The 26,801-nt window shown below is 32.1% G+C and carries 23 protein-coding genes; 11 read left to right on the top strand and 12 right to left on the bottom strand.

The genetic code is table 11. From position 1 onward, the window contains the following. Positions 1 to 40: 40 nt before the first annotated feature. Positions 41 to 2,575, top strand: a complete 2,535-nt coding sequence (locus ACFEL1_RS01490) for a hypothetical protein (RefSeq protein ID WP_375331234.1) — start codon at positions 41 to 43, stop codon at positions 2,573 to 2,575. Between the two features lie 393 nt (positions 2,576 to 2,968). Here ACFEL1_RS01490 and ACFEL1_RS01485 read toward each other — a convergent pair whose 3' ends face one another. Next, positions 2,969 to 4,030, bottom strand: a complete 1,062-nt coding sequence (locus ACFEL1_RS01485) for an IS110 family transposase (RefSeq protein ID WP_375331233.1) — start codon at positions 4,028 to 4,030, stop codon at positions 2,969 to 2,971. A gap of 99 nt (positions 4,031 to 4,129) precedes the next feature. Continuing rightward, a complete protein-coding gene (locus ACFEL1_RS01480) occupies positions 4,130 to 5,737 on the bottom strand; it encodes an IS1634 family transposase (RefSeq protein WP_375330716.1) in 1,608 nt (535 codons plus the stop codon). 185 nt (positions 5,738 to 5,922) lie between these two features. Here ACFEL1_RS01480 and ACFEL1_RS01475 point away from each other — a divergent pair, with 185 nt between their 5' ends. After that, complete coding sequence (locus ACFEL1_RS01475; RefSeq protein ID WP_375331232.1) at positions 5,923 to 6,057, top strand: hypothetical protein; 135 nt, start codon at positions 5,923 to 5,925, stop codon at positions 6,055 to 6,057. 323 nt (positions 6,058 to 6,380) lie between these two features. After that, complete coding sequence (locus ACFEL1_RS01470; RefSeq protein WP_375331231.1) at positions 6,381 to 8,225, top strand: AAA family ATPase; 1,845 nt, start codon at positions 6,381 to 6,383, stop codon at positions 8,223 to 8,225. Between the two features lie 328 nt (positions 8,226 to 8,553). Here the strand turns inward: ACFEL1_RS01470 and ACFEL1_RS01465 are convergent, their stop codons facing one another. Both ACFEL1_RS01465 and ACFEL1_RS01460 read right to left on the bottom strand, forming a co-directional pair. Next, positions 8,554 to 9,909: a recombinase family protein gene (locus tag ACFEL1_RS01465; protein WP_375331230.1), complete on the bottom strand. Its 1,356-nt coding sequence runs from the start codon at positions 9,907 to 9,909 to the stop codon at positions 8,554 to 8,556. A gap of 166 nt (positions 9,910 to 10,075) precedes the next feature. Continuing rightward, positions 10,076 to 10,297 (bottom strand): hypothetical protein, encoded by a 222-nt coding sequence (locus tag ACFEL1_RS01460; RefSeq protein ID WP_341762380.1) that lies wholly within the window; start codon positions 10,295 to 10,297, stop codon positions 10,076 to 10,078. Positions 10,298 to 10,573: 276 nt separating this feature from the next. Between ACFEL1_RS01460 and ACFEL1_RS01455 the strand changes: the two genes are divergently transcribed. The 4 genes from ACFEL1_RS01455 to ACFEL1_RS01440 all read left to right on the top strand — a co-directional run bounded on the left by ACFEL1_RS01455 (position 10,574) and on the right by ACFEL1_RS01440 (position 13,578). Beyond that, complete coding sequence (locus ACFEL1_RS01455) at positions 10,574 to 10,816, top strand: hypothetical protein (protein ID WP_375331229.1); 243 nt, start codon at positions 10,574 to 10,576, stop codon at positions 10,814 to 10,816. 520 nt (positions 10,817 to 11,336) lie between these two features. Then, positions 11,337 to 12,089 (top strand): DUF1376 domain-containing protein, encoded by a 753-nt coding sequence (locus ACFEL1_RS01450; protein WP_375331228.1) that lies wholly within the window; start codon positions 11,337 to 11,339, stop codon positions 12,087 to 12,089. Between the two features lie 414 nt (positions 12,090 to 12,503). Continuing rightward, positions 12,504 to 13,328: a hypothetical protein gene (locus ACFEL1_RS01445; RefSeq protein ID WP_341762377.1), complete on the top strand. Its 825-nt coding sequence runs from the start codon at positions 12,504 to 12,506 to the stop codon at positions 13,326 to 13,328. A 16-nt stretch (positions 13,329 to 13,344) separates the two neighbouring features. Next, positions 13,345 to 13,578 carry a helix-turn-helix transcriptional regulator gene (locus ACFEL1_RS01440; RefSeq protein WP_341751283.1) on the top strand — a complete coding sequence of 78 codons (234 nt, stop codon included), beginning with the start codon at positions 13,345 to 13,347 and terminating at the stop codon, positions 13,576 to 13,578. Positions 13,579 to 13,627: 49 nt separating this feature from the next. Here the strand turns inward: ACFEL1_RS01440 and ACFEL1_RS01435 are convergent, their stop codons facing one another. The 3 genes from ACFEL1_RS01435 to ACFEL1_RS01425 all read right to left on the bottom strand — a co-directional run bounded on the left by ACFEL1_RS01435 (position 13,628) and on the right by ACFEL1_RS01425 (position 14,590). Next, positions 13,628 to 13,777, bottom strand: coding sequence for a type II toxin-antitoxin system RelE family toxin (locus tag ACFEL1_RS01435; protein ID WP_375331227.1), 150 nt, complete (start codon positions 13,775 to 13,777; stop codon positions 13,628 to 13,630). 90 nt (positions 13,778 to 13,867) lie between these two features. Next, on the bottom strand, positions 13,868 to 14,119 hold the full coding sequence (locus ACFEL1_RS01430; protein WP_341762375.1) for a ribbon-helix-helix domain-containing protein: 252 nt from the start codon (positions 14,117 to 14,119) through the stop codon (positions 13,868 to 13,870). Between the two features lie 249 nt (positions 14,120 to 14,368). After that, positions 14,369 to 14,590, bottom strand: coding sequence for a protein-L-isoaspartate O-methyltransferase family protein (locus ACFEL1_RS01425; RefSeq protein WP_341762374.1), 222 nt, complete (start codon positions 14,588 to 14,590; stop codon positions 14,369 to 14,371). Positions 14,591 to 14,781: 191 nt separating this feature from the next. Between ACFEL1_RS01425 and ACFEL1_RS01420 the strand changes: the two genes are divergently transcribed. Then, positions 14,782 to 15,090, top strand: a complete 309-nt coding sequence (locus ACFEL1_RS01420; RefSeq protein WP_341751282.1) for an HU family DNA-binding protein — start codon at positions 14,782 to 14,784, stop codon at positions 15,088 to 15,090. Between the two features lie 575 nt (positions 15,091 to 15,665). Here the strand turns inward: ACFEL1_RS01420 and ACFEL1_RS01415 are convergent. From ACFEL1_RS01415 to ACFEL1_RS01405, 3 genes are all read right to left on the bottom strand, one after another. Beyond that, positions 15,666 to 16,856: an IS1634 family transposase gene (locus ACFEL1_RS01415; protein WP_342278560.1), complete on the bottom strand. Its 1,191-nt coding sequence runs from the start codon at positions 16,854 to 16,856 to the stop codon at positions 15,666 to 15,668. A gap of 63 nt (positions 16,857 to 16,919) precedes the next feature. Next, positions 16,920 to 17,273 carry a helix-turn-helix domain-containing protein gene (locus ACFEL1_RS01410; RefSeq protein ID WP_341760870.1) on the bottom strand — a complete coding sequence of 118 codons (354 nt, stop codon included), beginning with the start codon at positions 17,271 to 17,273 and terminating at the stop codon, positions 16,920 to 16,922. 295 nt (positions 17,274 to 17,568) lie between these two features. Continuing rightward, complete coding sequence (locus ACFEL1_RS01405) at positions 17,569 to 18,591, bottom strand: hypothetical protein (protein WP_341760872.1); 1,023 nt, start codon at positions 18,589 to 18,591, stop codon at positions 17,569 to 17,571. Between the two features lie 444 nt (positions 18,592 to 19,035). On the opposite strand from ACFEL1_RS01405, the gene ACFEL1_RS01400 reads away from it, so the two are divergent. Then, on the top strand, positions 19,036 to 19,320 hold the full coding sequence (locus ACFEL1_RS01400; RefSeq protein ID WP_375331226.1) for a hypothetical protein: 285 nt from the start codon (positions 19,036 to 19,038) through the stop codon (positions 19,318 to 19,320). 275 nt (positions 19,321 to 19,595) lie between these two features. On the opposite strand, the gene ACFEL1_RS01395 is transcribed toward ACFEL1_RS01400, so the two are convergent. Further along, positions 19,596 to 19,931 carry a hypothetical protein gene (locus tag ACFEL1_RS01395; protein ID WP_375331225.1) on the bottom strand — a complete coding sequence of 112 codons (336 nt, stop codon included), beginning with the start codon at positions 19,929 to 19,931 and terminating at the stop codon, positions 19,596 to 19,598. A gap of 190 nt (positions 19,932 to 20,121) precedes the next feature. Here ACFEL1_RS01395 and ACFEL1_RS01390 point away from each other — a divergent pair, with 190 nt between their 5' ends. Further along, positions 20,122 to 20,400: a hypothetical protein gene (locus ACFEL1_RS01390; protein ID WP_341760874.1), complete on the top strand. Its 279-nt coding sequence runs from the start codon at positions 20,122 to 20,124 to the stop codon at positions 20,398 to 20,400. A gap of 222 nt (positions 20,401 to 20,622) precedes the next feature. Here ACFEL1_RS01390 and ACFEL1_RS01385 read toward each other — a convergent pair whose 3' ends face one another. Next, positions 20,623 to 23,994 carry a tetratricopeptide repeat protein gene (locus tag ACFEL1_RS01385; RefSeq protein ID WP_375331224.1) on the bottom strand — a complete coding sequence of 1,124 codons (3,372 nt, stop codon included), beginning with the start codon at positions 23,992 to 23,994 and terminating at the stop codon, positions 20,623 to 20,625. Positions 23,995 to 24,203: 209 nt separating this feature from the next. Between ACFEL1_RS01385 and ACFEL1_RS01380 the strand changes: the two genes are divergently transcribed. Continuing rightward, positions 24,204 to 26,786: a hypothetical protein gene (locus ACFEL1_RS01380; protein ID WP_375331223.1), complete on the top strand. Its 2,583-nt coding sequence runs from the start codon at positions 24,204 to 24,206 to the stop codon at positions 26,784 to 26,786. Positions 26,787 to 26,801 lie beyond the last annotated feature (15 nt).

Below are 26,801 nucleotides of genomic sequence, written 5' to 3'. Positions count from 1 at the left end.
AGTACTTATCACTTTTGACCTAAATAAAAGAGAGGAAAAAATGCCATTAGACAACACTATTATACAACAAATAAGAAATAACTCTATTACTTATCTTTACCTTTATAATAAACAGATAGGAGATGCTGAAGTAAAGGAGCTAGCCGAAGCCTTAAAGGATAATAAATCTATTACTACTATTTCCCTTTATGGTAACCAAATAGGAGATGCTGGAGTGCAGACACTAGCAGAAGCCTTAAAGATTAATCACTCTATTGCTTCTCTTAACCTTGGTAATAACCAGATAGGAGAGGCAGGAGCAAAAGGTCTAGCAGAAGCCTTAAAGGATCTTAAATCTATTACTGATCTTCATCTTATACAAAACCAGATAGGAGATGCAGGAGCGAAATCGCTAGCAGAAGGCTTAAAGGATCATAAATCTATTACTACTCTTAACCTTCAAAATAACCAAATAGGAGATGCAGGAGCGAAAGCTCTAGCAGAAGCCTTAAAGATTAATCCCTATATTATTGCTCTTTACCTTGGAGGAAACAAGATAGGAAATGTTGTAGCAAAGGAGATAGAAACAGAATTACAGATTAATAGTGATCCTACTAAAAAAGCCGCTAAGATACTAAAACAGCAACAACAAGCAGAGGCAGATGAAAAAGCTAGACAAGAAGCTGAGAGACTTGCGCAAGAGGCAAAGCTTAGAGAGCAAGAGGAAGCTAAGGCAATAGAAGAAGCAGCTAAATTAAAAGCCCTAGAGGAGGCAAAAGTAAAAGAATATGTCCCAGAGATAGCTGTTGTGAAATTATTTGAGGTAACAGATGGGGATAATCAGTTTGATAATGATGATCAGGCTACTATCAAGCAAGTATCGAATTTAATCCGAGATGGTAATGACCGCCTGCAGGAACATGGTAAGAATGGGATATTGCTGCTTGGTAATACCGGAGCTGGCAAGACTACACTCGCTCATGTGTTTAGTGGCAGGGAGCTACAGGCGATTTTTGATGATGAAACTAACGAGATGGTTATTGAAGCAAAGCAACCATTTAATGATATTGTCATTGGTCATAAAATGGCTTCCGAGACTAAGATTCCTAATAAATGTTTTGCTAAAGATAAAAACCTAATCATTTGGGATTGCCCTGGCTTTAATGACACTGATCCTGTTCAGGAAATTGCTAACAGCTTCTATATTAAAAGGCTCTTTGAAACTACAGAACAGCTAAAATTTGTGTTGGTGGTAGATGAATCATATTTAAGGAGTAATAGAGGTAGTGATTTCCTTGAAACGTTATCTAATTTTATAAAAAGTTTTAATAATATTGAATTTATAAAGGGCAGCATATCTTTAGTATTTACTCATGTACCACCAAACAAAAATATTCAGCATATTAAAAACTCTATAGATAAAATATTAAAAGATAATCAAGGGGCAACAGAGGGGCATAAGGCACTGATTAATAAGCTCAAAGATAATGGCTCAATACATCTATTCTATAAACCAACTGACGAAGGTGAGTTAGTTGTACCTGACTTACTTGCGGCAATAAACACATCATCCGAATATTCTGATGCTAAAGGTGATATGGTCAATATAACTATTTCTAAGAAAGCTCAGGAGTGTTCATCTCATCTGTTAAATACTGCTAGTAATAATTTTAATCAACTATTAGAGGTAATAGTTAAAGCTATTGGTAATGCAACTAAATGCTCAGATGCTAATTCACTCAATGCATTTTCTGAGAACTATCATCTTGTCAAAGATTGGATTCCATCATCAATTCATTACAATAACCTACTGCCAAGGCATAATAAAGATGAATATTTTCTAGAGCTGGAGTTATTATCAAAGTTACAGAAAGTACTTAACTATGATCAAATTGTAAGCATACCACATGCCATAATAATCTTGCAGCAAGCATTAGAGATTTTTGCTGAATATGCTGAACCGGGTAATATTCAGCTTCAGCATCAGATACAAAGCTATGGTTATTGTTTACAGCAGCAATATGAATATGTGAAATTCTTTGCTAGTGTCTGTAAATCTGAATTACCTGATCATGCCAAGATTGCAGAGTTAATAACGGCTTGCCATGCTAAAGTAACAGAAAATCTTGAGTACCAAGTTAGCAATTTGCCTATTGATGAAGATAGGCTTGACCAAGTTTATTATCATAAAGCTATAAAGTATCTAGAGGATTATCCGGACTCTCCTGCCTGCAAGAATCTTAAGGCTATAGCCTATAGTTGCTTAGCTAATATAGTTGAGCAGAATGGTGAAAATGGGGCATTGGCTTACTATGTAAAAGCTATAGAGGCAAATAGTCATCTACCAACAATATATGAGAAACTTGGTCAGCTATTTTTTAACAAAGGTGAATATGCTAAAGCGATTGACTGCTATAAAGTAATTAATAATGCGGTTAGGATAAAAGAATGTTTTAAAGCATGGCTAAAACAAGATGCAGAGAATCCTGATATAATGCTAAAGCAGGCTGAGTATTTTGAATCTATAGGTTTATTTGAGCAAGCCAAAAAATATTATCACCACGCATTCAGCCTAAGTAACTCATCTTCGAGATAAATATGAGCAGAAATTATGCTATAGAACGTGAGTATTATGCGACGAGTGGAGTGTAGAATTAAATTGACTACATGTATGAACCTCCTGTAAAATGCAAGAAAAAAATAACATCTAATAGCAAAAATGCAAATGCATACATGTATCCGGCTTATAGTTAATAAATTATGTGTAATTTATCCTACAGCCCTGATGGAATTCGCTGGCTTACAAATTTACTATATACTTATCATTTTATCGGCTTCAAAGAGCCATTGTAGTCATCAGTTTTTTTGTAAGCTAAGGTTTGTCTTATTTACCATCAATATTATTATCTCACGCATATTCCGGGTTGGAATCTCTTACATATTCTTTGTTTACCTATTAATTAATAAACCACTATTTATTTTATGTTAATTATAATAGCTTTGTGCTACAAACTTTACTCTCTACATAATCATCCCCTGACCTTAGTACTGCAAACACCACTCTTGCCAGTTTATTAGCTACAGCAACTACTGTTTTATTATGTCCATTTCGCTCAGATAAATTAAACATCCACTGCGTAAATTTGCTAAAATCTTTTTTAGATTTTTGTTCTTCCGATGTAAATCTTATCTTGGCATTTAGTACAGCTCTAGCTCCTTGGATCAATAGAGTACGCAAGTAAACATCACCTCGCTTGCTAATTCCAAGCAACTTATCTTTCCCTCCACTGGAATGCTGCCTTGGCACTAATCCAAGCCATGCCGATAATTGCCTACCATTCTCAAAACTTGTAGCATTACCTATTGATGCTATTAAAGCAGTAGCAGTAATTAAACCAAGACCAGGTATAGCTGTTAATCGTTGATATTGAGTTAAGTTGCTAGCTATTATTTTTAATCTTTTTTCTATCTCTTTTATTTTTTTGTCATTATCCAAAAATTCCTCTTTCAGTTCACTAAATGTTTGGTAACCTAGCTGACTCAAATTTCCTTCATCTAAAATCTCAGTTAATTTTGTTACAACCTTATTGATCCCTTGAGGAATAATAAAACCAAATTCATGTAATAATCCTCTAATTTCATTCGCAAGTGCCGTACGGTTTTTTACCAATCTCTCTCTTACCCGATGAATTGACAAAATATCTTGTTGTTCTACAGTTTTAATTGGTACAAACCTCATATTTGGTCTTGTTACTGCTTCACATATAGCTTCAGCGTCAGCTTGATCGTTTTTATTAGTTTTAACATACGGTTTGACAAATTGTGGAGCCATTAGTTTTACTATATGCCCCAATTTAGTTATTTCTCTTGCCCAGTAACTAGCTCCGCCGCAAGCTTCCATCCCTACCAAACATTTTGGTAAATTAGCCATAAATGTTAAAACTTGATCTCTCATTAATTTTTTCTTTAATACCGTCTTACCATTTTTATCTACACCATGAATTTGGAAAATTCTTTTTGCAATATCTATACCAATTGTGGTAACTTCCATCTTAGCCTCCTGATTGTTATTTTAATATTTAATATTAACTTTAGAAGATTAGCAACTGCTTTTCATTCTGTATATCAGGAGGTCCATACCATTATTTTATCATTTTGCAGATTTTGTCATTTGGGGCATCGTTAAATCAAATAAATTGAATAAATTTTGTTGAAACTCGCTTAATTTTGGTAATCTTATAACTTTGCAACCCTTGATTGTGTAATATAAAAAACATACTTTATCCAGCTCTCTTAATGCTTCCTCAATGGTCACATTATATTTACCATCCTTGGTTACGCCGCAACCTTGTTTCAACTTATTTTTCATATAGTGCCATATTTTTAATGCCAACATACAAACAAATACATGTCCCTTCGTTCTGTTGCTTTTCCTTAAAAAGATCGGTCTTACTTCGAGTAATCCTGTCTTCATACTGCTAAAATTCGATTCTACTTCATGTAAATTATGGTAAGCTTTATCAACCAATTCTTTACTCATCAGTTTAATTTCAATCTGTGTTTCAATCGCATAACAACCATCAAGAGCAAACAACTCTTTTTTCTTATCTTGATCAATTTCAACCACTATTTGGTTGCCATCTAATTTTAGGTTGATAAATTTATCTATCCGCCATTCTTTGGCAATTTTTTGAATATTATTTAAACCAAGTTCTGGCTTTGCTTTCTTATGGGTTGATACATATATATTACGCTCTTCAATCTTTGCAACCAATTTTTCAACTCGGGTATTCCTATCAAACTCAACTTTTCGGGCTATAGAACCATTTTTCCTTAAAATATATCTTTTACCATTACTGGTTACTTCGCATAGCTGTTCTTCAAAAAAACTATATTGCAAAACTCCGCTTTTCTCTAAGCTTTCAATCTCAACTTTACTTAAGGTTGTAATATAGTCCCACCCTTCTTTGGTCAGGGCTTCTTTGCCTGTCCCCTTAATCATTCCTTTATCACCAACAAAGACTATATTCTTAATACCAAAATTAGATTTTACTAGCTCAATCTGCTCATAAATGGTAGAAGGATCAGCACTATTACCCTTAAAAACTCTAACAGCCAAAGGTTCGCCATGATCATCAGTTAATAGACCAATCACTATTTGCTTTTTACCCTTCTTTTTATCCCGATTGTACCCATATTCCGCAAGTTCATTCTCTGTTCCTTCGAAATAGCTGGAAGTGACGTCATATAAAAGCATAACAGGCGGCTTGTTATTTTTCTTTTGATAAGTTTTAAATAATTTTAATTCGATCTTTTCTTGGTTCTCTTCTAACCATTCTAGAGCCTGATATAAATGGTTTTCATCAAATGAATCGACAGATAATACATCAGATATCGCATGCGATTTCGCCCATTTCACGCTGGAAAGTCTAGACCCTTGGTGAGCAAAGCGTGCTAAAACCAAAAATAGACTCAATAAAGCTTCTTTGCTTCTAGTACCAAGAGCCTTAGTAATACCAATTTCATCAGCAATTCTTTTTAGTAGAAAAATAGTCCCAAAACTTTCACCAACCTCAGGAACACCATCTAAACCATCAAATTCACCTTTCAGCATCTTCTTAAAAGCCTCAATGCGTAAATCATCCCAGTTAGTTAAGTTAGCTAGGGTTTTATTTAATACTTTCCCGTCTTCGCGATAAGAGGTACGAAGCAATATTGCAGGACGAGAATTTCTATTTGGAACAGTTGTAATATACATGAAAGAGATTATATCTCTAAATTCCAGCATTGTCAAATAAAAAATATCATTTACATGACTACAAATTTATCGCAGGATTCTTGTAAACCTTACTTTCCTACCTCTTCAAACACTTCTCTCTCTCGAAGATAAGAAGTAAGGATGAAAATTTTAAGGCTGCGGCTTACAATAAAATTAGTAATATTATGGTTAATGCTGCTGCTCAAGGGCAAGATTTTGCCACCAAAGCACAGGAACACAATTTTTACAATTATGACTTGGTAAATGAAGAATTTACCAACAATTTACTTGGCGACTCAGGTTCAGAATGTGCTTTGTAATGCTAAAAGATTACAAAGCAGTTTTGCTGCAATTATACGTTTTACCAAGTCCGTTGGGTTTTTTAATTAATATTTGTTAAAACCCTAGTTTAGAAAAAGACCTTAATTAGTTATCCAATATTTTTTTAAATGAACACAATTATGATAATTAGATGATGTTGTCACGAGATGTAATTCTATATTGAATCAAACTTATCTATACTATATCATATTTTTATCGAAACAGCATATTACCACATTTTATTAAAACTTAATCGGTAAAATAATTTATTAAAATTTAACTAAAAATTTTAATACCAAAAACATAAATATAATTGAATAATATGATAGTTGAACTTTCAGACACTAACACACATCTCAAGGGAGCTGACACTGTTAAGGAGAGTAATAAGCTGCCTAAAATGCTAGTAGGTACGGATGAATTCTATGACTTAGTAGTTAATAGTGATGTATTTGTTGATAAAAGTCTAATGATCAAAGAATTATTAGAAGATAGCGGTAAGGTTATCCTAATCGCTCGACCAAGACGTTGGGGTAAAAGCCTTAATATGGATATGCTCAAGAAGTTTTTTGAAATAGAAGTGGATCAGGACGGCAAGCCTTTACCACTAGAACAAAAGATAAATAACAAATTATTCCTTGGAGGTACAGTAGATTTAGGTTTTGATGAAACTAAAGAGTTAAAGTCCTTAAAAATTGCAGACATAGCAAGTAGCATGAAACGCCAAGGTCAATATCCGGTTATTTCTATAAGTTTCAAGGATGTTAAGGGCAGCAGTTACCAAGACATTGAGAACGGGATAAGAAATCAAGTTATTAAGTTATTTGTAAAACATCGTTATTTAAAACATTATATAGCAAAAAATAAGAATTTACTGGATGATGTACAAAAGGAACAACTAAAACGATATTTTACAGGAGAATTTAATAAAGACGATCTTAAAGATAGTTTAGGCTTCTTAAGCGAACTATTGTTTAAACATTTTAATCAAAAAGTATACATATTAATAGATGAATATGATACACCAATTAATAATGCATATTTAGAACTTGGACATAAAACAAAAGAGTTTGACCAAATTCTTAAGCTATTTAGAGGAATACTTGGTAGCAGTTTGAAAACGAATCCCTACTTAGAGAAAGGAGTAATAACTGGCATCTTGCGTATTGCTAAAGCTAATTTATTTTCTGATTTAAATAATGTTACTGAATATACCTTACTTGATAAAAAATTTGCTAAGTTTTATGGTTTCACTCAAGCAGAAGTTGATGAGCTATTAACCGTTGTCCCAACCAAAACAAATCCTGAGGAAATTCAAAATTGGTATAATGGTTACACCTTTGGTGGAGAGATCATCTACAATCCATGGTCAATTATGCAATGTCTTGCACGGGAGGGCGAGCTTGATCACTATTGGCTAGATAGTGGTGGGACTAGCATTATCGATAAAGTTTTTGTATCAGATGAAATACAAGAAGATCTAACCAAGCTGTTAGAGGGAGAAGGTATAGTAGGGAAGTTGTATAAGCAAATTTCTTTAGAAGAAATTGAAGATAATCAAAATATATTTTACAGCTTATTATTATTCACTGGTTATCTGAACGCAACTCTTGCTAATGACAATAAAGAAGACCCTAGATATTGTTTAACCATTCCTAATAAGGAAGTACGCAACATCTATGTAGAAAGGGTAATAAAATGGCTCACTAAAAAATTAACCATAAAAATGAATGAATATGATAATTTTATTGGTTTATTGATTACTGAGCAAATCAGTGAGTTTGGAGAAAGATTACAAGAGTATTTGTTAAGATCAACTAGTTATCATGATTTAACGGAGGAAAAGGACTACCATAATTTAATAGGAGGGTTGCTTGCTCCCCTAGTCAGTCAATATATGATAGAATCAAATAAGGAAACTGGATATGGTAGATGTGATCATATATTAATCCCTATAGCTGGACTTAGAGATAACGCACTAATTATTGAATATAAAATAGCTAAACCTGCTGAAAATTTAGAATCCATTGCAAAAACAGGCTTAAAGCAAATTATAGATAAACAATATGATGCTAAAGTAAAAGGACACAAACATGTCAAGAAGATTGTAAAAATCTCTATAGCCTTTTGTGGCAAAAAAGTAGTGCTAAAATACCAAATTGATTAAGAAAAATATTGCATACATAAATTCTTTACCCCTATGACTAAAATTTACTCTTTAGGTTATTTGGGGCTAACTATAAAAGTCCTGTTAAGGCTAGAGCTTTGTTATAATTAGGCTTTAAAGGGATTTGCAAAAATTCTAACCTAAATTGGTAAAAAGTTCGCAACGTACACCATGCAGCCCGCCACTGTGGTACAAGTCGTCGTTTTTTCAAAAATATCGAACGGGAAACGTAGAGAGGTCTCAAGTTTTTTGCCCCTGACGTTTAAGGTTCTGAAATACGAAATTTATCATTTTGCGTTTTTGAGGGCTTTCAGAACCTTTAAAAGTTTCATAGGCCTTGCGATGCTAGAGTTATTAGCGTTGTAGCGGTATCAGTAAATTTATCGTCTGCTTCATCATAAGTTTTTAGTAAACGATCAATTTCATATTGACGATCTTTTAATTGTTGTTTTTTTCTTTGAAATTCTTCTGTGCTAAGTTCTCCATTGAGTCGCAAATCTATTAATGAATTTAATCTATTCTCATTTTCGGTATGTTCTTTCTTTAACATAGAGGTTGCTTGGTCATGCTCAGTTTTTTTTAGCTCATTAGTGTTTCTTAGGTATGCAAGGGTCTCTTTTAGCATTTCCGGGTCCCTTATACCTATTCTTTTAAAAACCTCTTCTATTTGCTTTAAAACCTCATCTTCCCTTATATATATTTTCTTGTCTAAGTTCTGTGGATCCCAAGTAGCTAAATATATCCATTCATCCACTTTACCGTTTGGATATGTTTTACTATGAATTTCAGATGTTACCATTTTGCCAGTTACAGCACAGGTGATTAATCCTCTAAAGAGAAAATCTTTCCCACCATATTTGAATGGCTTCTTCTTCCAGCCTAAACGTACATCTTTACATGCCATAAAAATCTCTCTTGTTATAATAGGTTGATAACCATGTGACCACATCTCTCCTTTTACTCTCATTTCACCGTAATAAAATGGTTGTTGTATTAAACGATGTATAACAGTTTTATTTAGGTGACAATTCTTTTTACTTCTTAAGCCTAATTCTTTAGCCATGTTTACCATAGACCTAAGAGTATAGATCCCGCTCGCATATTCTTCAAATAGTTTTGTGATAATAAAAGCTCTAGACTGATCAAGAATTATTATACTATTGCCACTTGCGTCTCTGCTATTTAGATACCCAAGGGGTGCTGGACCTATCCATTGTCCTTTACGTAATTTATGATCTAGACTCCTTTTAACGTTATCACTTAAACTATCAACGTAAGATTGTGCCATTAATACGTTCATCCCCCACATTAGCCTTGCATGGGATTGAGAATCTTTGTTTATTACATAACCTTCTGTTCTAAAGTGTAATTCTATTTTACCAGCTTTTATTGGTTCTTCCAATAATGAAATTTCTGAGATTCTTCTTTGTACTCGATCTACTTTATCAGCAACTATAGCAATTGTTTCTCTATGGCTTTTAGCAAATTTGATCATCTCTTTAAATTGTTTGCGATCACCTCTGCTGGAAGATTCGATAATTTCAAAGATTTGGATAATTTCTAGGTTTTTGCGTTGGCAATATTCCAACAATCTGTGTTTTTGTGCTTCGATAGAGTGTCCTTCTTCTTGTTCTTTTGTTGAAACACGAACTAAAATTATGGCTTTTTGTGCTGAGTTTGTCATATTTTTCCCTTTGATAATAGTAATAATAAATTAGAGTTTAAATTAATAAGTATTATGCATTCAGAGATAGATTAAATACTGGACAAGTCAAGTTGAGTTTGCATTAAATTATCCAAGTAACCCCAGTATTAGAGCCAAGTGTAACATTTTTTTGTCATTGATAATTTTAGGTTATTGTAGAAATAATTGTCTTGTTGACCTTACTTTGCTCAGTCCTTTGCTTTTTCATCTTATAATCGATAATTTCTTGACAGAAGTCAATTAAGTTTCTCGCAGCTTCATGAGCTTCTGAGTCAGTGATTTTGTTATGGTACATTACTTTTATCCTAAAGACTATGCTAGCATAGATTTCTTCTTTGGTACGTTCATTACATTCTTTTATAGGCATAATATTTTCAGCTCTTCTTATTTTTATAATTTTATCTTAGCATCCAACATAATTTTACATTACACAACTACGAGTTCATGATATGTAACAGAAAACAACTTGTTTTCTAAAACCAGTTGCCTTTAACTTTAGCTTTATAAGCGATATAGTTTTGTAAAAGATTTAGTAATTAGTTCCTGTAATGAACTAATTACTAAATCTTTTGGAGTATTTAGCAAACGATGATTTTTTAAATGAAGATATCTACAATTTACGGGTTAATTATTTTAAGGCTATATGAGATTAGAAAAGTGGTTAGAGCTGCAACAAATGCAAATTCATATATTTGCTAAGAAAATAGGTAAGAATAGAAGTCAAGTACATAAATATATCCATGAAGATGTTATGCCAAAGCATGATGTCATTGTTAAAATTTATATTGCAACTTTGGGGGCAGTTTTAGCTAATGATTTCCATAGGCTTTCTGATAAATTATTTGAGAAAGAAACATTACATGCTAATTCTTTTCGTGATGATTAGTATATCAAGCGTAATTAACATATCAAAATCCAATCAATAACTCTTATGTATCAGATAATAATTTCCATATTTCTGATGTTTAAAGCACATTAAATAACTATGAAGAGCTGGTTATATAAGACAGTAAAATAACTCATATATCTGTTTACAGGATATTTGATTGTCCAATTTCTCATGGTTATTTTAAGTTTTAATCGTTACCTAATATTCTCTTAATAATTTAGCATTATCTTTTTACATAAGTAATTTTTATAAAATTATTAATTATAAAATGCTACTAAACAACTATTAGTAGTATTAAAATTATTCGCAAATATTGTGGATAATTTTGTGGAAAATGCGTGGATAAGTTTTTAAAAACTACAAAAACTGTAAAATCTAGTAGAAAATTTTCAGAAAATCTAAAGAAAATTAGAACTTTTTTCCAATTTTTTAAAGATTTTTTTTGGTTTCATAGAATGAACTGTCTTTTTAGCCTCGATATTTTACTAATTTATATTAATTAACAAGGACATTAATTATGACAGAATTTTACCATAAACCCTTTTACCCATCGGCTATTATTAAGGATGCAGAGTTACTAAAACATGATGAATATGGTGTTTATATTCGTCTATTGGAACATATGTGGATAAGTGGTGGAAAACTACCACATGATGATACAAAAATTGCTCATTATTTACGTATTACACCAAAAAAATGGCAAAATTACAAAAAAATTTTACAAAATTTTTTTATTTTTTCTGACAAAACATTTACCCATACTGAACTCAAAAAAGAATACCAAAAAACTATTTTAATATCACAAAAAAATTCTCTGAAAGCTCGGAAGAGATGGGGTAAACAGAATTGCAATATCGATGATAAAATAATTGAAAATATTACATCAATAGGAAGCAAAAATTGTAAATTAAATGATGCTACAGCATATGCAACTGCAATGCCACAGCATATGCAATTGCAATGCTACGCACGTGCGTCTAAAAAGAAAGATATTGATTTAAGATTAGATGATATAGATAGGTCTGTGGATAACTCAAAACAATTAACCGTTTATCACGAATTATATAATAAACTGCAATTACTCTTTAGTGAGCATAGTATGCTTTTCCCCAAGGATCAATTTTTGCTAGTTGAATGGATAAAAGCTGGTATTAGTATCGATTCTATCTATCAAAAAATTGCCCTAATACTCCAGCGTGTTAGCAAGCAAAATCTAGAACGTCCAAAATCTTTTGCTTACTTCACTTCTGAAATACAACGATGTTTTTAAACCTTGTATCATAACATGAACTAATTCCAGCTATTTTTTGCTTTCCCTTTAGCTTTATAAGACAAATTATCGTTGCATGCCATGAACATCCTATTGCACAAGGTAAAAATCTTTCATACTATCGCAATAGTAATTGCTATCGATGGTTTATTAAGGTGAGAAGATAGAGGAAAAGGTGAAGTAAAGAACCAAGATAGCAATTACGCATAGCTATTAAAAAAACTAGAAACTAGGAAAATATGACCTTACCAACTTCAAGTGAAAAATCATCTAACGGTAGTAAAGATGCACAATAATAATCTTAACCAAACGTTATATTGGTCATTATCAAGACCGTTAAAATATAAGAGCCTATTGTTTTATAAAAAAAACCTTGTCATACTGTGATTAATAAAGGCAATTAGAGAAAAAATTATGGACAAAACTACCTTAAAAAAATCTCAAACTCAGCTTACTTCAATGGAGCCAGTTAATAGACTTCTTGCAGAATTCGCTTCTGTGCAAGGATTTGAAGGAGACCTAGAGCCTCAACCCGCAGCACACTCAAACTCTGTTACGGATTTGAGTCTAGACTCATTGTCTAAATCACCAACAGAAGTAGTATTATGCGAGAAGTCTAACGAAATTTACAAAAATAGTGAGAGTAAGCATAAACAAAATGGTAAAAAAATGATTAAATATTCAATGAGTGAGTGGCTAATGCACCAGTGTTTAATCAATGAAGTTGTGTTTACTGGTTTAGTAAAAAATGTATTACAAGCAAAACTGATTGACCAATTAACTGATACGTTTAACTTACAGATTCAAGAATTTGGCTATCGCCAATTTTTAAGCAATGGCACAACTATGGGTTTTTGTACCCGAAATTTTTGCACCAAAAATATTGACAATAGCCACAATATCCAAAATAAAAATCTCAGCTACCAATCTCTAATACAATTCTACAGTCAGCAAGCATGTAACAGTTTTGTCATTTACCAAAGAACAAAAGATAAAATTGAAGGGTTTTATTTTTTGCCATCAACTAATAGTCCAGAAATTATTAGCTATTACCTTAGCCACTTTGAATCTTTTGAACAGTTTATTAGTCTTGTAAGTCTTTATGTTAACCTAGTTCTAGGTAGTATAAGATGCAGTAATTCATACTGCCAAAACTTACACAACAATAACTTATACGTAAAAATTTTTAGCCCCAATAGCTTGGCAGAATTATTTCCTGAAAGGGTTTTAAGCAACTAACTAAAATAACCCTATTATGCAAACAACTAAAATTAACGTAAAATATTTAGGCAAGTCTTTCATTCTTACTCAAAGAGCTATGGAATGTCTTACACTTGCAGCTCTTGGCTTTCCTAAAAAGCACATAGCAGCTAGACTAGGCATATCGTATAGAACTGCAGAAAAACATATAACAAATGCTAAAAATAAAATTGGCATCTATCACCACCGGCAATTATTAGACTTTTTATTTTCTTACCAACTGTTATAAGTAGCCTACTACCTTTACTAATAATATAAATCAATATAGAAATTCTAAACTAATAAATATTACTTCTATGTCCTATTTTATTTATAATGACCAAACTATTTTCTAAATCAATTTCATAAAGTATTCTGTAGTTACCGTATCTATATCGATAAAGACCTTTGTATTTACCAATTAACGGCTTTCCTAATTTTTGTGGCATCGATGTTTTCCACTTATATTGTATATTTTTAAAGCGATATCAGGAGAAATATTTGATAAATCTGCATCTTCTTTTTCCTCCTATTTAGTTTTATAAAGCATGCTTTGTACGATATCTTTCTTCTAATCTTTGTTTCATTTCTTCAGAAGTATAAAATTTTCTGTTTGGACTTTTCATCCTAGCTAAAGCATCTTCTGCATCCTCTATATCTTCTAGTTGTTCTTTAATGTAGCTTTCAATTGCTTTATGAACAATATAGCTTTTTGATCTTTCCATTGATTTAGCTATCAAAGATAAAGAGTTATTTAAATCATTTGGAATACGTGTAGTAATTGTGGTCATAATAATGTCATGTATTGTGAATACATTGTATTCTAATATATTCATATGTAGTTGTCAAGACTACTAAACAAACGCGAGTTGCCAATTAATTATATAGGTAAACCCTTATTTAAAACAGCTTACAACTAGAAGTCGTAGTTAAAATGTTCGTTATAATTAGCTATATTTTAAAATATAACTAATTTTGAGCCTTTTAATGCTATAAGTTACCTTCAAAGGCTTGATGAAATTCAGCTTTGTGCTTAACAATTAATTGGCAACTCGCGTTATGTATGGTTGAGAAATAGTTTGACCATATCCTATTTTCAAAGGTTCATCTTCATAGGCGTAATCCTTAAGAGTTTCAGGAACAAAAAAGTGTCTAGGAATAATGTGCATAGCACGCAACACTTGTTCATCTTGAATGCCTCGCCTTTTTATTTGAGTTTCTAGCATTTGTAATCTTTTAAAGTACAATCTATCTTGATTCATTGTGCTAAACCAAATACTTGTTTAAGTCATTATTCTATCATTAATGGCTAAAATTACGCCATTCAATTAGGTAACTTACAGTCAAATAACAAAAATTTATTGATTTAAGGTATTAAAAATTCTAGATTTCAACTATTATTAAGTTTTTAGTGAGAGTAATCACACTAGATTATAATCTCAAGGAGGTTTCCATGCACAAAATAGAACTAATTGAGTATATAGCAAATAGAGAAGGTTGTACTAAAAGTGAAGCTGAAAAGGTTATTAATATCTTTACTAAATCAGTGACTTCTATACTTGCCGAAGGTAAAGAAATAATGCTAGTAGGTTTTGGTAAGTTTTACTCTAGTAAAGTTGCAGCTAGAGCTGGAAAAAACCCAAGAACTGGTGAAACAATTAATATTGCAGCTTATGTGCAACCTAAATTCTCTGCTGGAGAAAAACTAAAATCTGCTTGTAATAGCCATAAAATCTCAAAACCAACAAGCATAAAGAAATAATGAATAATGAAATTGTTTGATTTGCATTATATTGGGATTTAAGATATCATCATTAAGATGCCGATACCAAAAGAAGTAAATTATAATAAAATATACTTCTAATCAATAGATTTGCTTTTTAGAGAATTGCCTGCAAAAGCTAAGTGTATCGGCTTGCAATAATAAACACGAATTCCAGCAATCAAGGACAATTTGTGACTAAGATTAAATGATTCTATAAATCAGCTTGGCTAACTTTATTTGCAACTATTAAAGTTGTTATGTAAATTTATTTCTATTGCCTAAATTGAGCCAAATTATTTTGTCTTATTCTAAGTCCTGTTAATCACTCATCTTCAAATTGTTCTATTTGAAATTTAAAATTTTGGTAGAAATGAATTGCGTTAAATGTAATGTGCTACTTACTTCTATCAATTATTAAATTGTCTTCAATACTTTCAAACGAGAGATTCATGCTATCAAGTTGATGAAAAAATGTAATCATTTCTTCCCGACTTCCGCATTTTTTAATAAGGCATAAGCTTAGAAGGCTTATAGTGCTGGGATTTTTAAAATTTAGGCACAACATTATTTTGTTATTTTAAATATATTGCAGCATGGTCTGAACGTTTGATGTTAAAGGTTTTATAGATTTTTCTAGCTTCGTTTTTTATTGCACTTGGTAGTCTATAAAGATCACCAGTCTTTGTATGTCTTAAGATTGAAGCCTGTACTGATATTAATAATTCAACGATGTTAGTTACACTGATCTTTTGGGTCAGAGCAACCTTGTATTCTATAGTTTTAAGCACTGCAAAACTCATATAACACACAGCTATGTGTGCTTCTATCCTTTGTTTAGTCCAGTGAAAAATTGGACGCATTTGTAAATTATGTTTATTGATTCTAAATTGCTCTTCAATTACCCATAATCTAGCATATTTTGCTATTGCTTCATGTGGAGTTATAGTCTGGTCATTGGTGATTACCCCATGCATGCCATCCCACAACGCATCCTGCTCTATCTTCTCTGCGTCAATATAGCTCTTGCCATTTTCACTAGAAGTATATTTTTTTACTCCACTATTAGATATAAGTTTTTTAGTACTACCAGACTCACCAATAGTCTTATTAATTTTATCTAAAATTTTTTGTCGCTCCTGTGCATCATTAATAGCCCTTTTAGATTTATAACTGGTAATTAGACGTTTACCATCATGCTCTAGATCGGCAATCCAAGTAAGATCATTGCCTATAACAGTAGGCTTATAGTTTTCCTCTGATAATATTTCTTCTTTCTTTTCTTTCTTGAGTGTTTTAAGCTTTGCTGCCACAATATAACGATAACCACCTTCATCGAGAGCTTGCAAGTTAGCTTTACTAAACATTGCACGATCAGCAATAAAACAGACATCTTTAACTTTAAGATACGCTTGCCAGCTGTTAATTGATTTAATTAAGGTGCTAACTTCTGCGGTATTACCACTAAACAGCTCATAGCCGAGTGGTAATCCATCCTCATTAGTTGCTAGGGCAAGAACTAGTTGGGTAGTATTAAAGCGATGATCTTTACTATAGCCAAAGGCTCTTAGCTCATCTATTTCTACTGATTCAAAGTATAGTGTAGTAACATCAAAAAATACTAGGCTAATCTCTTTATTAGGAATCAAGGTTAGGGTGTTTTTAAAGCATAATTCTTTAATTTTAGGTATTTGCTCATGTAATTTGTCCATCATCCGATAAGTAGCATCTAGATCATGATGCCTGTCAATTTTACAAACGTCCATTTGCACCCTTTCTCCTAGAATCTTGGAACTATAACGTTTAATCTGTTTACGATAATGACGTTTTTAATTCAACGGAGCTACATTATGTTTTTTAAGCACTTTATGTATAGTAGCTGTAGAAAATGAGATACCATATAAACGCTTTAATTCACTATGAATGCGTCGTGATCCTAGATTCCTTTCTTTCCTTAACTTAAGTATAAGATTTTCATCAACTTCACTTCTTTTTTGAAAAGGAAAGTTTTTGGGCTTACTACTAATATCACACAAACCATTTTTACCTAATACTTCATAGCGTTTGTACCACTTGCGTAATGTAAAGCGTGAAATACCATAATGTTCGCATACCTTTCCTGCATGCTCTAACTGTTTATATAACTTAATCCAACTCAAACGCAACTTAATCTTAGCATCCATTACAAATGACCTTATAAGTCTCTAACTTAATTCCTATTATAACAAGCTGTAGTAATCAAGTTTTTTAATAATTAGATACTATTTTATCTTACATCTCTGTTGCAACAAGGTCTATAAATCACACATATAAGGTACATAGAGCATCCTAGTTTATCGGCGGGAATTTGTGCTTTGGATACCACACACCTGTCTTGCTCCACCTTGCTCTGCAATAACTGCCTAAAGTCATCAGTGCCAGTTAGGATCATCCTTGGTGCTACTATAGTATTTGGAGCATTTGTTGTTGTTACAAATATCAACTTTTTTCTTCAGTCTTACTTGTACCCAAAGTCACAAAGCGTTGACCCGAAGTATCTAAGGCACGGCAAGCAATTGATTGTACCTGCTTAGTTGCATTATCTGCTTTCTCAGTCAGTTCTTTTATATATGTTTCCTGTTTCTTGATTTTCTCTTCAAGATAACCAATACTCTGCTCGTTTAGTTTTAATATGCCATCATATTCTTTCTGCTTCAATTGGCTATCAAACTCATATTGTTGTAATAATTGTGTACGTAACAATTCTTCGGCATTTGCCATAGCCTCTTTTATTTTGTTTGGCATTTCTTCCACTTGCACTTTTAAAACATCATAGTCCTGCTCTTTTGCTACTAAATCAGCTTCTCGTCTTAGTAAATTATCTTTTAAGTCAGATAATTCCTTTTCCATAATGGCTCTTTTGTTATTATATTCATCAGTTTCTTTGCGACGCTTTAATTCCAAAGCATAACTATATTCTTCTTCCTCACGCTTTCTAGTTTTTGCAAGAATATCTTTCTGTTCCTTGTAATCTTGCTCGAGAATTGTACGTTGTTGTTGCCAATGAGATTTTTCACTAGCCATTTCCTGTTGAAAATTCTGTTTTATTTGCTGCATTTCTAGCTCAAAACACTCTTTTTGTTCAGATTGAGCTTGCAATAAAGCTGATAAAGTATTTGCTGTTTCATGAATTTGATATAGTTCCTGTAGATGCGTTTGTTCTAAAATAATAGCCTCACGCAAATTGGCTAATTTTTGAAACTCATCCAACAATTGTTCTGATAAATTATCAATTTTTTTAATAGTCTTTGATTTTAAAGTACTTAAGTCAGCTAATATATCATCCGATGAATTATTGATTGCTTTGGTTACTATTTGTTGTTTCTCTTCCTGCTTTTTATGTTCTTGAGGACTCGCAACCTGTTTTTCAGTTAATTTTGTTACCACCTCATTATAGGCTGCTAAGATCTGATCCTTAGTACTTTTAACCGAAACTTCTTGAATATTCTGTTTTTTTGTCATCTTCTTAAAACTACTTATAATTTTTTACTATAAACACACGCATGGTAAACTTCTCTCTATTTCTTATAATTGTAATAGCAGATTAGATTGTAAACTAATATCAACCATTACACAAGTTAGATATAAAATACTTTTCTTTTTGAAAACGTATTATTTTGCTAAAATAGGAGACCATTCAAAAGCAGGGGCAAAGCTAAATTTTGCTAAAAAATATGCCTAGCTTTAGTTGTTCCAAGGTATATATCTCAAGGAATGCATAGATGGGACGTTATAATTTATGCTATGATATGTTTTATAAAAAGAAGTTATTTTGGGCAAATTTCATGCTGCTAGTTCGCTTTTACCCCGTTTCTGTAATTTGACCCCATATTTGTTTTTTAGAAAAACCGCGTTGGTTAGAAATAAACATTTTTGTAAATGCATTTAAAATAATTAGGAATATCTATGAATAAAATGCAAAATAATCAGTTAGTTATTTATCAAACTGAAAATGGTGAAACCAAAGTTGACGTACAAATATATGATGACACGGTATGGCTTACTCAACAACAGATAGCAGAACTTTTTGATAAAGATAGAACAGTAATTACTAAACATATTAATAAAATCTTAGCAGAAGAGGAGCTTAATAACACAGTATGTGCAATTTTTGCACATACTGCATCAGATGGTAAGAAATATGACACGAAATATTATAATTTGGACATGATAATATCCGTTTGTAATTAAAACTGACCCCATAAGAATTGAAAATTAAAACTCTAGAAGTTATATCTTAACTAGGTTTTAGCATGATTAGGTTAGGGGTCAACTTACATTACAATTTTTACTCAAAAAGGGGCAAAAGTTGATTACATTTTATACAAACTGTTGGTGGTGAGCTATGGTAAGAATAAAACCTTCTTTAGAACCAGTTTGTTAGAAATATGAAATGGCATAGCTATATCTTTTTTTTGGCTATACCTAATTTTTCTACCATTTACAACAGATACGACAGAACCTGATTAAGGAGTAACATCTTCTATTGGTGTTTTTCCCAATGTATCAACATTAGCATCTTGTTCATTTCTAGAATTCATATTACTGCTCTGTAAAAAATCATCAGGATTATAGTATAAATTAGTAGAATCAGGGCGATCAAAATAAGGTGCAGGACCGCCTCTTTTACCAATAGTATCATTTAACCAAGGTCGTTTAGGATCACAATAATAAGAGTCTGCGTGTCGGTTACTAGATGATGAATCAGATGAAGTGGTTGTACTGTTTGAAGTGGTTATGCTGCTTGAAGTAGTAGTACTATTTGTAGTAGTAGTTGTGTTTTTTGAACTATCCTTTGACATAAAATACTCTCTATAATATTAGTTAATGGAACTATTGCAAGATAATCTTTTTTGATCATTTTGGCGTCGCGTTAATTTTCGAATCCTCACGTACATCTTAGTCACACTACTGGACAAAAGAGATGAAGGGGTTGCAAGAGCTAGTAAGTAGAGTATTTTAGATTGAATAGAAAAAAATCAGTGGTACTCTATGTTACTAGCTGAATTACTATATAATCATTTTGAGATGAAAGATTCAAGACTAAATACGTTCAAGGGCATAATAAAATCATTAATATTGTGTCGAGGAAGCAAATATAAAAATATGGCAGAAGGAATAGAAGGAGATAAATTATTAGATTCAAAAATAAAAGCGGTATATAGATTTCTGCAAGAAGACAATATCAATATTGACGATTATTATAAGTTTATGAGAAATTATATTCCTCAAGGAAAAGTGGGGTTCTGTCGCATCTGTTGTAAATGGTAGAAAAATGGAGACCATTCAAAAGCAGGGGCAGAACTAAATTTTGCTAAAAAATATGCCTAGCTTTTTATAAAAATATATTACAATATGAATCTATAACACCTGAAACATATTTTACCCTATTTGATGTAACTGATAAATTGCTTTTATATGTCTGATAATACTAAGATTTACCAATTCAAAGTACATCTTAAAGATATAACTCCAATGATTTGGCGTAGTTTTCTAATTCAAATTTAGTTTTGCCCCTGCTTTTGAATGCTCTCCATGTTCTAAATTAATTTTTTTAATGTACGAGGAATCTTCAGGAAAATTATCTTTTAGAATACTAAGGAGCTTGTTAATTAGGTATTTAGCTTTAGTGTAATAAATTTGACTTTGCTTAATATCGCCTTGCTGCTCTTCATAAATTGTCCTTTTTTTATATAGGTCTATTAAGCTTTCCAATACTCTATATGCCTTGGGATGCCTTTTATTTTGTAGTATTGCCAAAGATTGATTTAAATATTCCTCAGCTATTGTCAGATCACCTTCAAGAATCTTTGTTTTTCCTATATTATATAACAGAAAAGCAACTTGAGCGGAATTAATACCATAGTATTTTTTACAAAGAATAAGACTTTGGTTGAATATATTATTAGCACTTATAAAATCCCCCAGTTCTCGATAGGTAACTCCTAACTTTTCTAATGCCCAAGCTATTTCATCATGATCCTTGCCATAATGTTGTATATAATATCCAAGGCTCTTTTGTATGAGCTGCTTTGCTCTTGACCAGTTACCAAGGTTACCATAAACTATAGCTAGATGTATCCGTGACCAAGCTAATTCTATATGTTCATCTTCTAAGGTTTCCTTGTAAAATGATAACCCTTTTTTGATTAATTTTTTTGCCTTTTCATTGTTTCCTAAGTTTTGGTGAACAATACCTAAATTAATAACCAACCAAGCATATTCTATCTGATTCTTTGCTTCATTATTTTGTTGAATAGTAATAGTTTGTTCAAGTAAATCTTTAGCCTTCTTATAATTGCCAAAACTTCTATAGAAACGCCCTAAATTTCCAAGTACCCATGATGTTTTTATATCATTTTCTCCATAATAATCTTTATAAATAGCAAGCCCCCTCTCAAAATACTCTTGAGTCTTTTGGTAATCTACTTTTCTATAAAAAGATGCTAAATTTACCAATAACCAAGCTATTTCAATATGTTTTTCCTCACCATAATAGCGTTGGTATAGTGCAAGGCTTTTTTCAAGGTACTCTTGTTCTTTTTTTCTATTACCAAGCATTTTATATGCTATTCCCAGCTGTCCCAAAGTATATGCTTTTCTAGGATTAGGAGTCTTATAATAACTTTTATAAAATCTTAAGGCTTGTTTAAGGCTGTCTACTGCCTTTGCACCATTAAGATATGTAGACCAATAGATATGTCCAAGCTTACTTGTTAAATGAGATTTAGTAAGTTCATTAACCAAATTTTTTTCTAAAAATGAAGTAAGATGAGGAAAAAGTTGTTTTATAATAATAATATCCTCAACTTCTAATATTCGATCTATATATGTTTCTAAAGTTGTAGCTATCGATTTAATTAGTTGGGAGTTTTTGTTTAAATTTAATACCTTAGTGAGGTAATGTAAAATGATAGCTTGCGTACTACGATGAAGGGAAAATGTAGAGTTAGTGTTGTTTTTATAACAATTCTTATTAATAATTGTATATTTACTTAGATTATGCAGAAAATTATCAACAGAGATTTTACCTTTATAAGAATCTAATAAACTTCTTGGAATATTTTGTGAATCCACCATACTTATCAGTAATAAAAGAGAGCTAAAACTAGGTTCTTGTTCCATAAGATGTTTTAACGATAATGTTATAATACCATAACGGTTTTTAATGTAGCTACTTTTTTCTTTTATAATCTCTCCTTGAGTAACAGCAAATTCCTCACTACACTGTTCTTTACGGTTCAAGTACTCCTCATATGTAATGCCTATTTCCTTAATATAGTAAGCTGCTGTTGTTACATCTAAAGGAAGAGGTGGGATGTTTTGTAAAAACTGTAATGTTCTCTCTTGTTCTGAAGTAGAGTAATTGTATCTGTCTTCTGAATTCAAAATCTTAGTAAAAAGATCAAATTGTTCTGAATGACTTAGTTCTTCTAGGAAAATTACTTGTCCTCCACTAACGTAACTGTTATTTGCAATAGTGCTATTACGTGTTGTGATGATAATTTGTCCTGATCCCCAAGCTTTTTGATCATAAGGGAAATAGTCTTTAATATCTGAGAAAGTTTCTACATTATCGTAAATTAGTAACCAATTAGGATGTATTTTGAGTTTATTTCTAATAAATAACACAAGCCTAGCTTGTTTTTTATCAAAGTCCTGTATTTCTTGTATGATCTTTAACTCTTGCTTCTGTTCTGCAGTTTGAGATAAAGCATAACCTAGATTCTCAAAAGAATTCATAATACTATCTTTGGTTTCTGCATTTATTTCCCAAGTAACATTAGCATTTTGTTTACTTGCATACAAACGAGCCAAAGTTGTTTTTCCTGCCCCACCTGTTCCAATTAGGACAACGGTTTGCATATTGTCTTTGTCGTTTAATTTCTCCTTAATTTCTGCAATTATAGAAGAACGTTCTAAAAGCGTACTCTTGTGGGGAATAATAAAATCTGATCTTATATTTTGAGTTATTATTTTATCTGAAACAAAAAAATTATTAGAAATAATCCATACTACTAAAATAGAAAAACAACTAATACACATCAATAAAATAATAAATTTTCTGCTTAATAACTTTTCTTTAAGTACGATAGATTGAGATGTAGGTATAATTTTATCTTTTAAATCTTCCTCTTCTAAATGAGAATTCAGCATATTTTGATATTCTGCTTTAAACTCCTTAATAATTTGATCTAAGTCAGTTTTATTTAAAATTTTCTTTATTAATCTCAGGGTAGAAAGGTAATAATCTTCTTCTTGTCTAAAATCTATATATTCAACAGCATTAATATCTAAAGGGTTTAAATTTTTATCAACTATTAAAACAATACTGGCATTTAACTTGTTGTCATTTACTAGTTCTTTTTCGAAGATACACAAGTTATGAGTAACTCCTGTAGTAGCTTGGTCTTTATCTTCCCTATTTATCAGAGTTATATTAGCTGTTTTTAAGTGTTCTTTTAACCTCTTTAGTAAATCTTCTTCATTTTTATTGATTTTTGTATAATGAAGTAGGCAACTACAATCTTGCCTATTTATAATCTTTCTTATTTTTTGCAATTGTCTTTCAAACAAATTCTGAGCTAATAAGTGCAAATAATATTTAGTTATACATTGTAATTTCCTAGATTTTCTCACAAGATCAATGATGTATTCACGTGAGTTATTGCCTAGCTTTTGCATTATGCTGCGAATATGAGTCTCTACAGTTCTAGGCGAAATTACTAATAAAGTCGCTATTTTCTTATCACCTCTATTATGAATTATACAAGCTATAATATCTATTTCTCTAGGTGTAAATTTTATGCCACCTATTTCATTTAACTTTTTTGAGAATATCTCTTCCCTATCGATATAGCTCACCTTAAATACCAAGTCTAGTTCAGAACTCTCCTACAGTTTAGCAGACTTATAATTTGATTCCTAGGTACTTTTAAACCTACTCATTTTGTACTTAAGGGGAAAAATTAAGGGTATTTTACTGATTACAGTTTGATAAATTGCAAATAATCTAATTTTCCTAACAAAGTGAAAGAAAATACTTTAAAAAATTAAAATTGTAGGAGAAATATATGGCAAAAGAACATTATTCCCCAGAAGTTATAACAGCAAGACTTAAGGGTAATAGGTGGGAAGATCATCGAGAATATTTAGCTAATTATAATAAATATGAAGAACGTGGTTTTACCGTAATCGAATATGACGTTATGGAAAGGCAAGGAGACTATGCAGCAGCTAGCGTAGGTTCTGCTAATATATTTCATAAACTTGTACGTCATGATAAAAAATATATTGATTCTAATGATAATGAAATAAGAGAAGTAGAAGCACAGAAACTTCGGAATCAGTATATAGCAGAACAGCAAAAAGCAAAAGAAGCAGAAGAAAGAAAGCAGCAAGAAGCTAATAAACAAAAAGCCAAAGAGGAACAGGACAAACAACAAAAAGCCAAAGAAGAACAGGACAAACAACAAAAAGCCAAAGAGGAACAGGACAAACAACAAAAAGCCAAAGAGGAACAGGACAAACAACAAAAAGTCAAAGAGGAACAGGACAAACAACAAAAAGCCAAAGAAGAACAGGACAAACAACAAAAAGTCAAAGAGGAACAGGACAAACAACGAAAAGCCAAAGAGGAACAGGACAAACAACGAAAAGCCAAAGAGGAACAGGACAAACAACAAAAAGCCAAAGAGGAACAGGACAAACAACGAAAAGCCAAAGAGGAACAGGACAAACAACAAAAAGCCAAAGAAGAACAGGACAAACAACAAAAAGCCAAAGAGGAACAGGACAAACAACAAAAAGTCAAAGAGGAACAGGACAAACAACAAAAAGCCAAAGAGGAACAGGACAAACAACAAAAAGTCAAAGAGGAACAGGACAAACAACAAAAAGTCAAAGAGGAGCAGGACAAACAACAAAAAGCTAAAGAGGAACAGGACAAACAACGAAAAGCCAAAGAAGAGGCTGAAGTTAAGGAGAAGGAAGAAGCAATAACTAAAACAGCCCATGAATGGGGAGAAACAGTAGGAGGAATATACGGTGGGTCTACTGGTGGAGAGATAGGCAATTATATAGGAAAAGCAGTAGGAGGAAAAATAGGGAAAAGTTTTGGATATCAAGGGGCTGGTGAGAAGACAGGAAAATGTTTTGGTAGTATCGCCGGAGCAGCAATTGGTGGAAATATTGGAGGAGCATTGGGAGGCTCAGTAAGTCAAGCCATTGCTACTGAAATAGTAAAGATAGGAGGAATAGACACAGTAGGGACGACCTTACCACCATTAGTCGGAGCTGTGGTGGTAGGAGGGGTAGGAATAGCAACCTCTGCTTTCTGTAAGACTGCAAATAATCCACAAAGCTCTACCTTTAATAATGTAATAGATACAGCTAGTACAAGCATACCAATGGCAGCAATGGCAGTGGCTAGGTCTATACCATTTATAGATAACTCACCAACAGCATTAGGGGTATTAAGCTATGGCACTCAGCAGGCTGTAAACTATTATAAGCACGGAAGTATTGATATAACGTTTACAAATGTAGCTAAAGGTCTTGGTAGCAGCATAGCAACTAGGACGATTTCTGCAGCGATAGCAGTGCCTGTAGGAGCTATCGTAGGTTCAACTATAGCAATAGTAGCAGTACCTGTGCTTGCTGCGTCAGCAACGGCTGCTTTAAGTTATGGAGTTAATCAAGGTGTAAGGTGCTATTCCAATTCATGTGATGCGGAGAAAGCAAAGAAGTTAAACGTGGAAGCGACAAAACATCATAGAGAAGGTCAATATGAAGAGGCTCTTGTAAAGTTTAATAAAGCTACAGCACTACAACCAAACAATAAGATTTATCACAAAAACAAGGCTGCGACTCTTATCAAACTAACTAAATATGATGAAGCCATAGAAGCTGCAGATAAGGCATTACATATAGACCTAAACTATAAACAAGCAAAAGAACAAAAAGCTTTTGCCTTGAATGAGTTGGCCAAGGTAGATTCTAATGCTCAAAATTATGAAGAAGCCCTTATAAAATTTAATGAAGCTATAGTACTACAACCAAACAATGAGATTTATCAAAAGAACAAGGCTACAGTTCTTAATGAACAAGGTAAAAAATTATGGAACGATGCTTGGACAGCAGAAGAAACAGCTAGCTTGGAAGAAATTGAAGAAACAGTAGAGCAATATCTTGCAGAAGCGAAAGAAAAGTTTAAGGAAACAAAAGTTAAGTTCAAACAAGCACATAAACTTGTACCTGACAATACTGAATATACACGAAACTTTCATATGATTAGTTTAAAGATAGAAGGTAATTCTAACTTTAATGAAGGAGTTAAATTACAATATGAAGCTAATAACCTAAGAGATCAAGGAAAATACGAACAAGCTTTAAAGAAGTATACAACTGCTATGCAAAAGTTTCAAAATGGTCTTAAGCATGACGCAAGATTTCAAGATTGTATAGACTTAGTTAAAGAATCTATCACAATATGTAATACAAAAATTGAAGAAATAGGTCAGCAACAACATTATGGAAATCTAGAAGAATACATACCTAATCCCGATACTCATAATCCCAATAATTTATCAGATAATCCACTCACATCTTACGAGCATGTTGTTACTGTGATGGGAGTAGTTGATGTTGATTATTAGTATACAAGTTAATTG

The organism is Candidatus Tisiphia endosymbiont of Oplodontha viridula (assembly GCF_964264865.1).
Classification (GTDB): Bacteria; Pseudomonadota; Alphaproteobacteria; order Rickettsiales; family Rickettsiaceae; genus Tisiphia.
The sequence above is the reverse complement of the archived record's forward strand: the minus strand, read 5'-3'. Positions and strand labels throughout refer to the sequence as shown.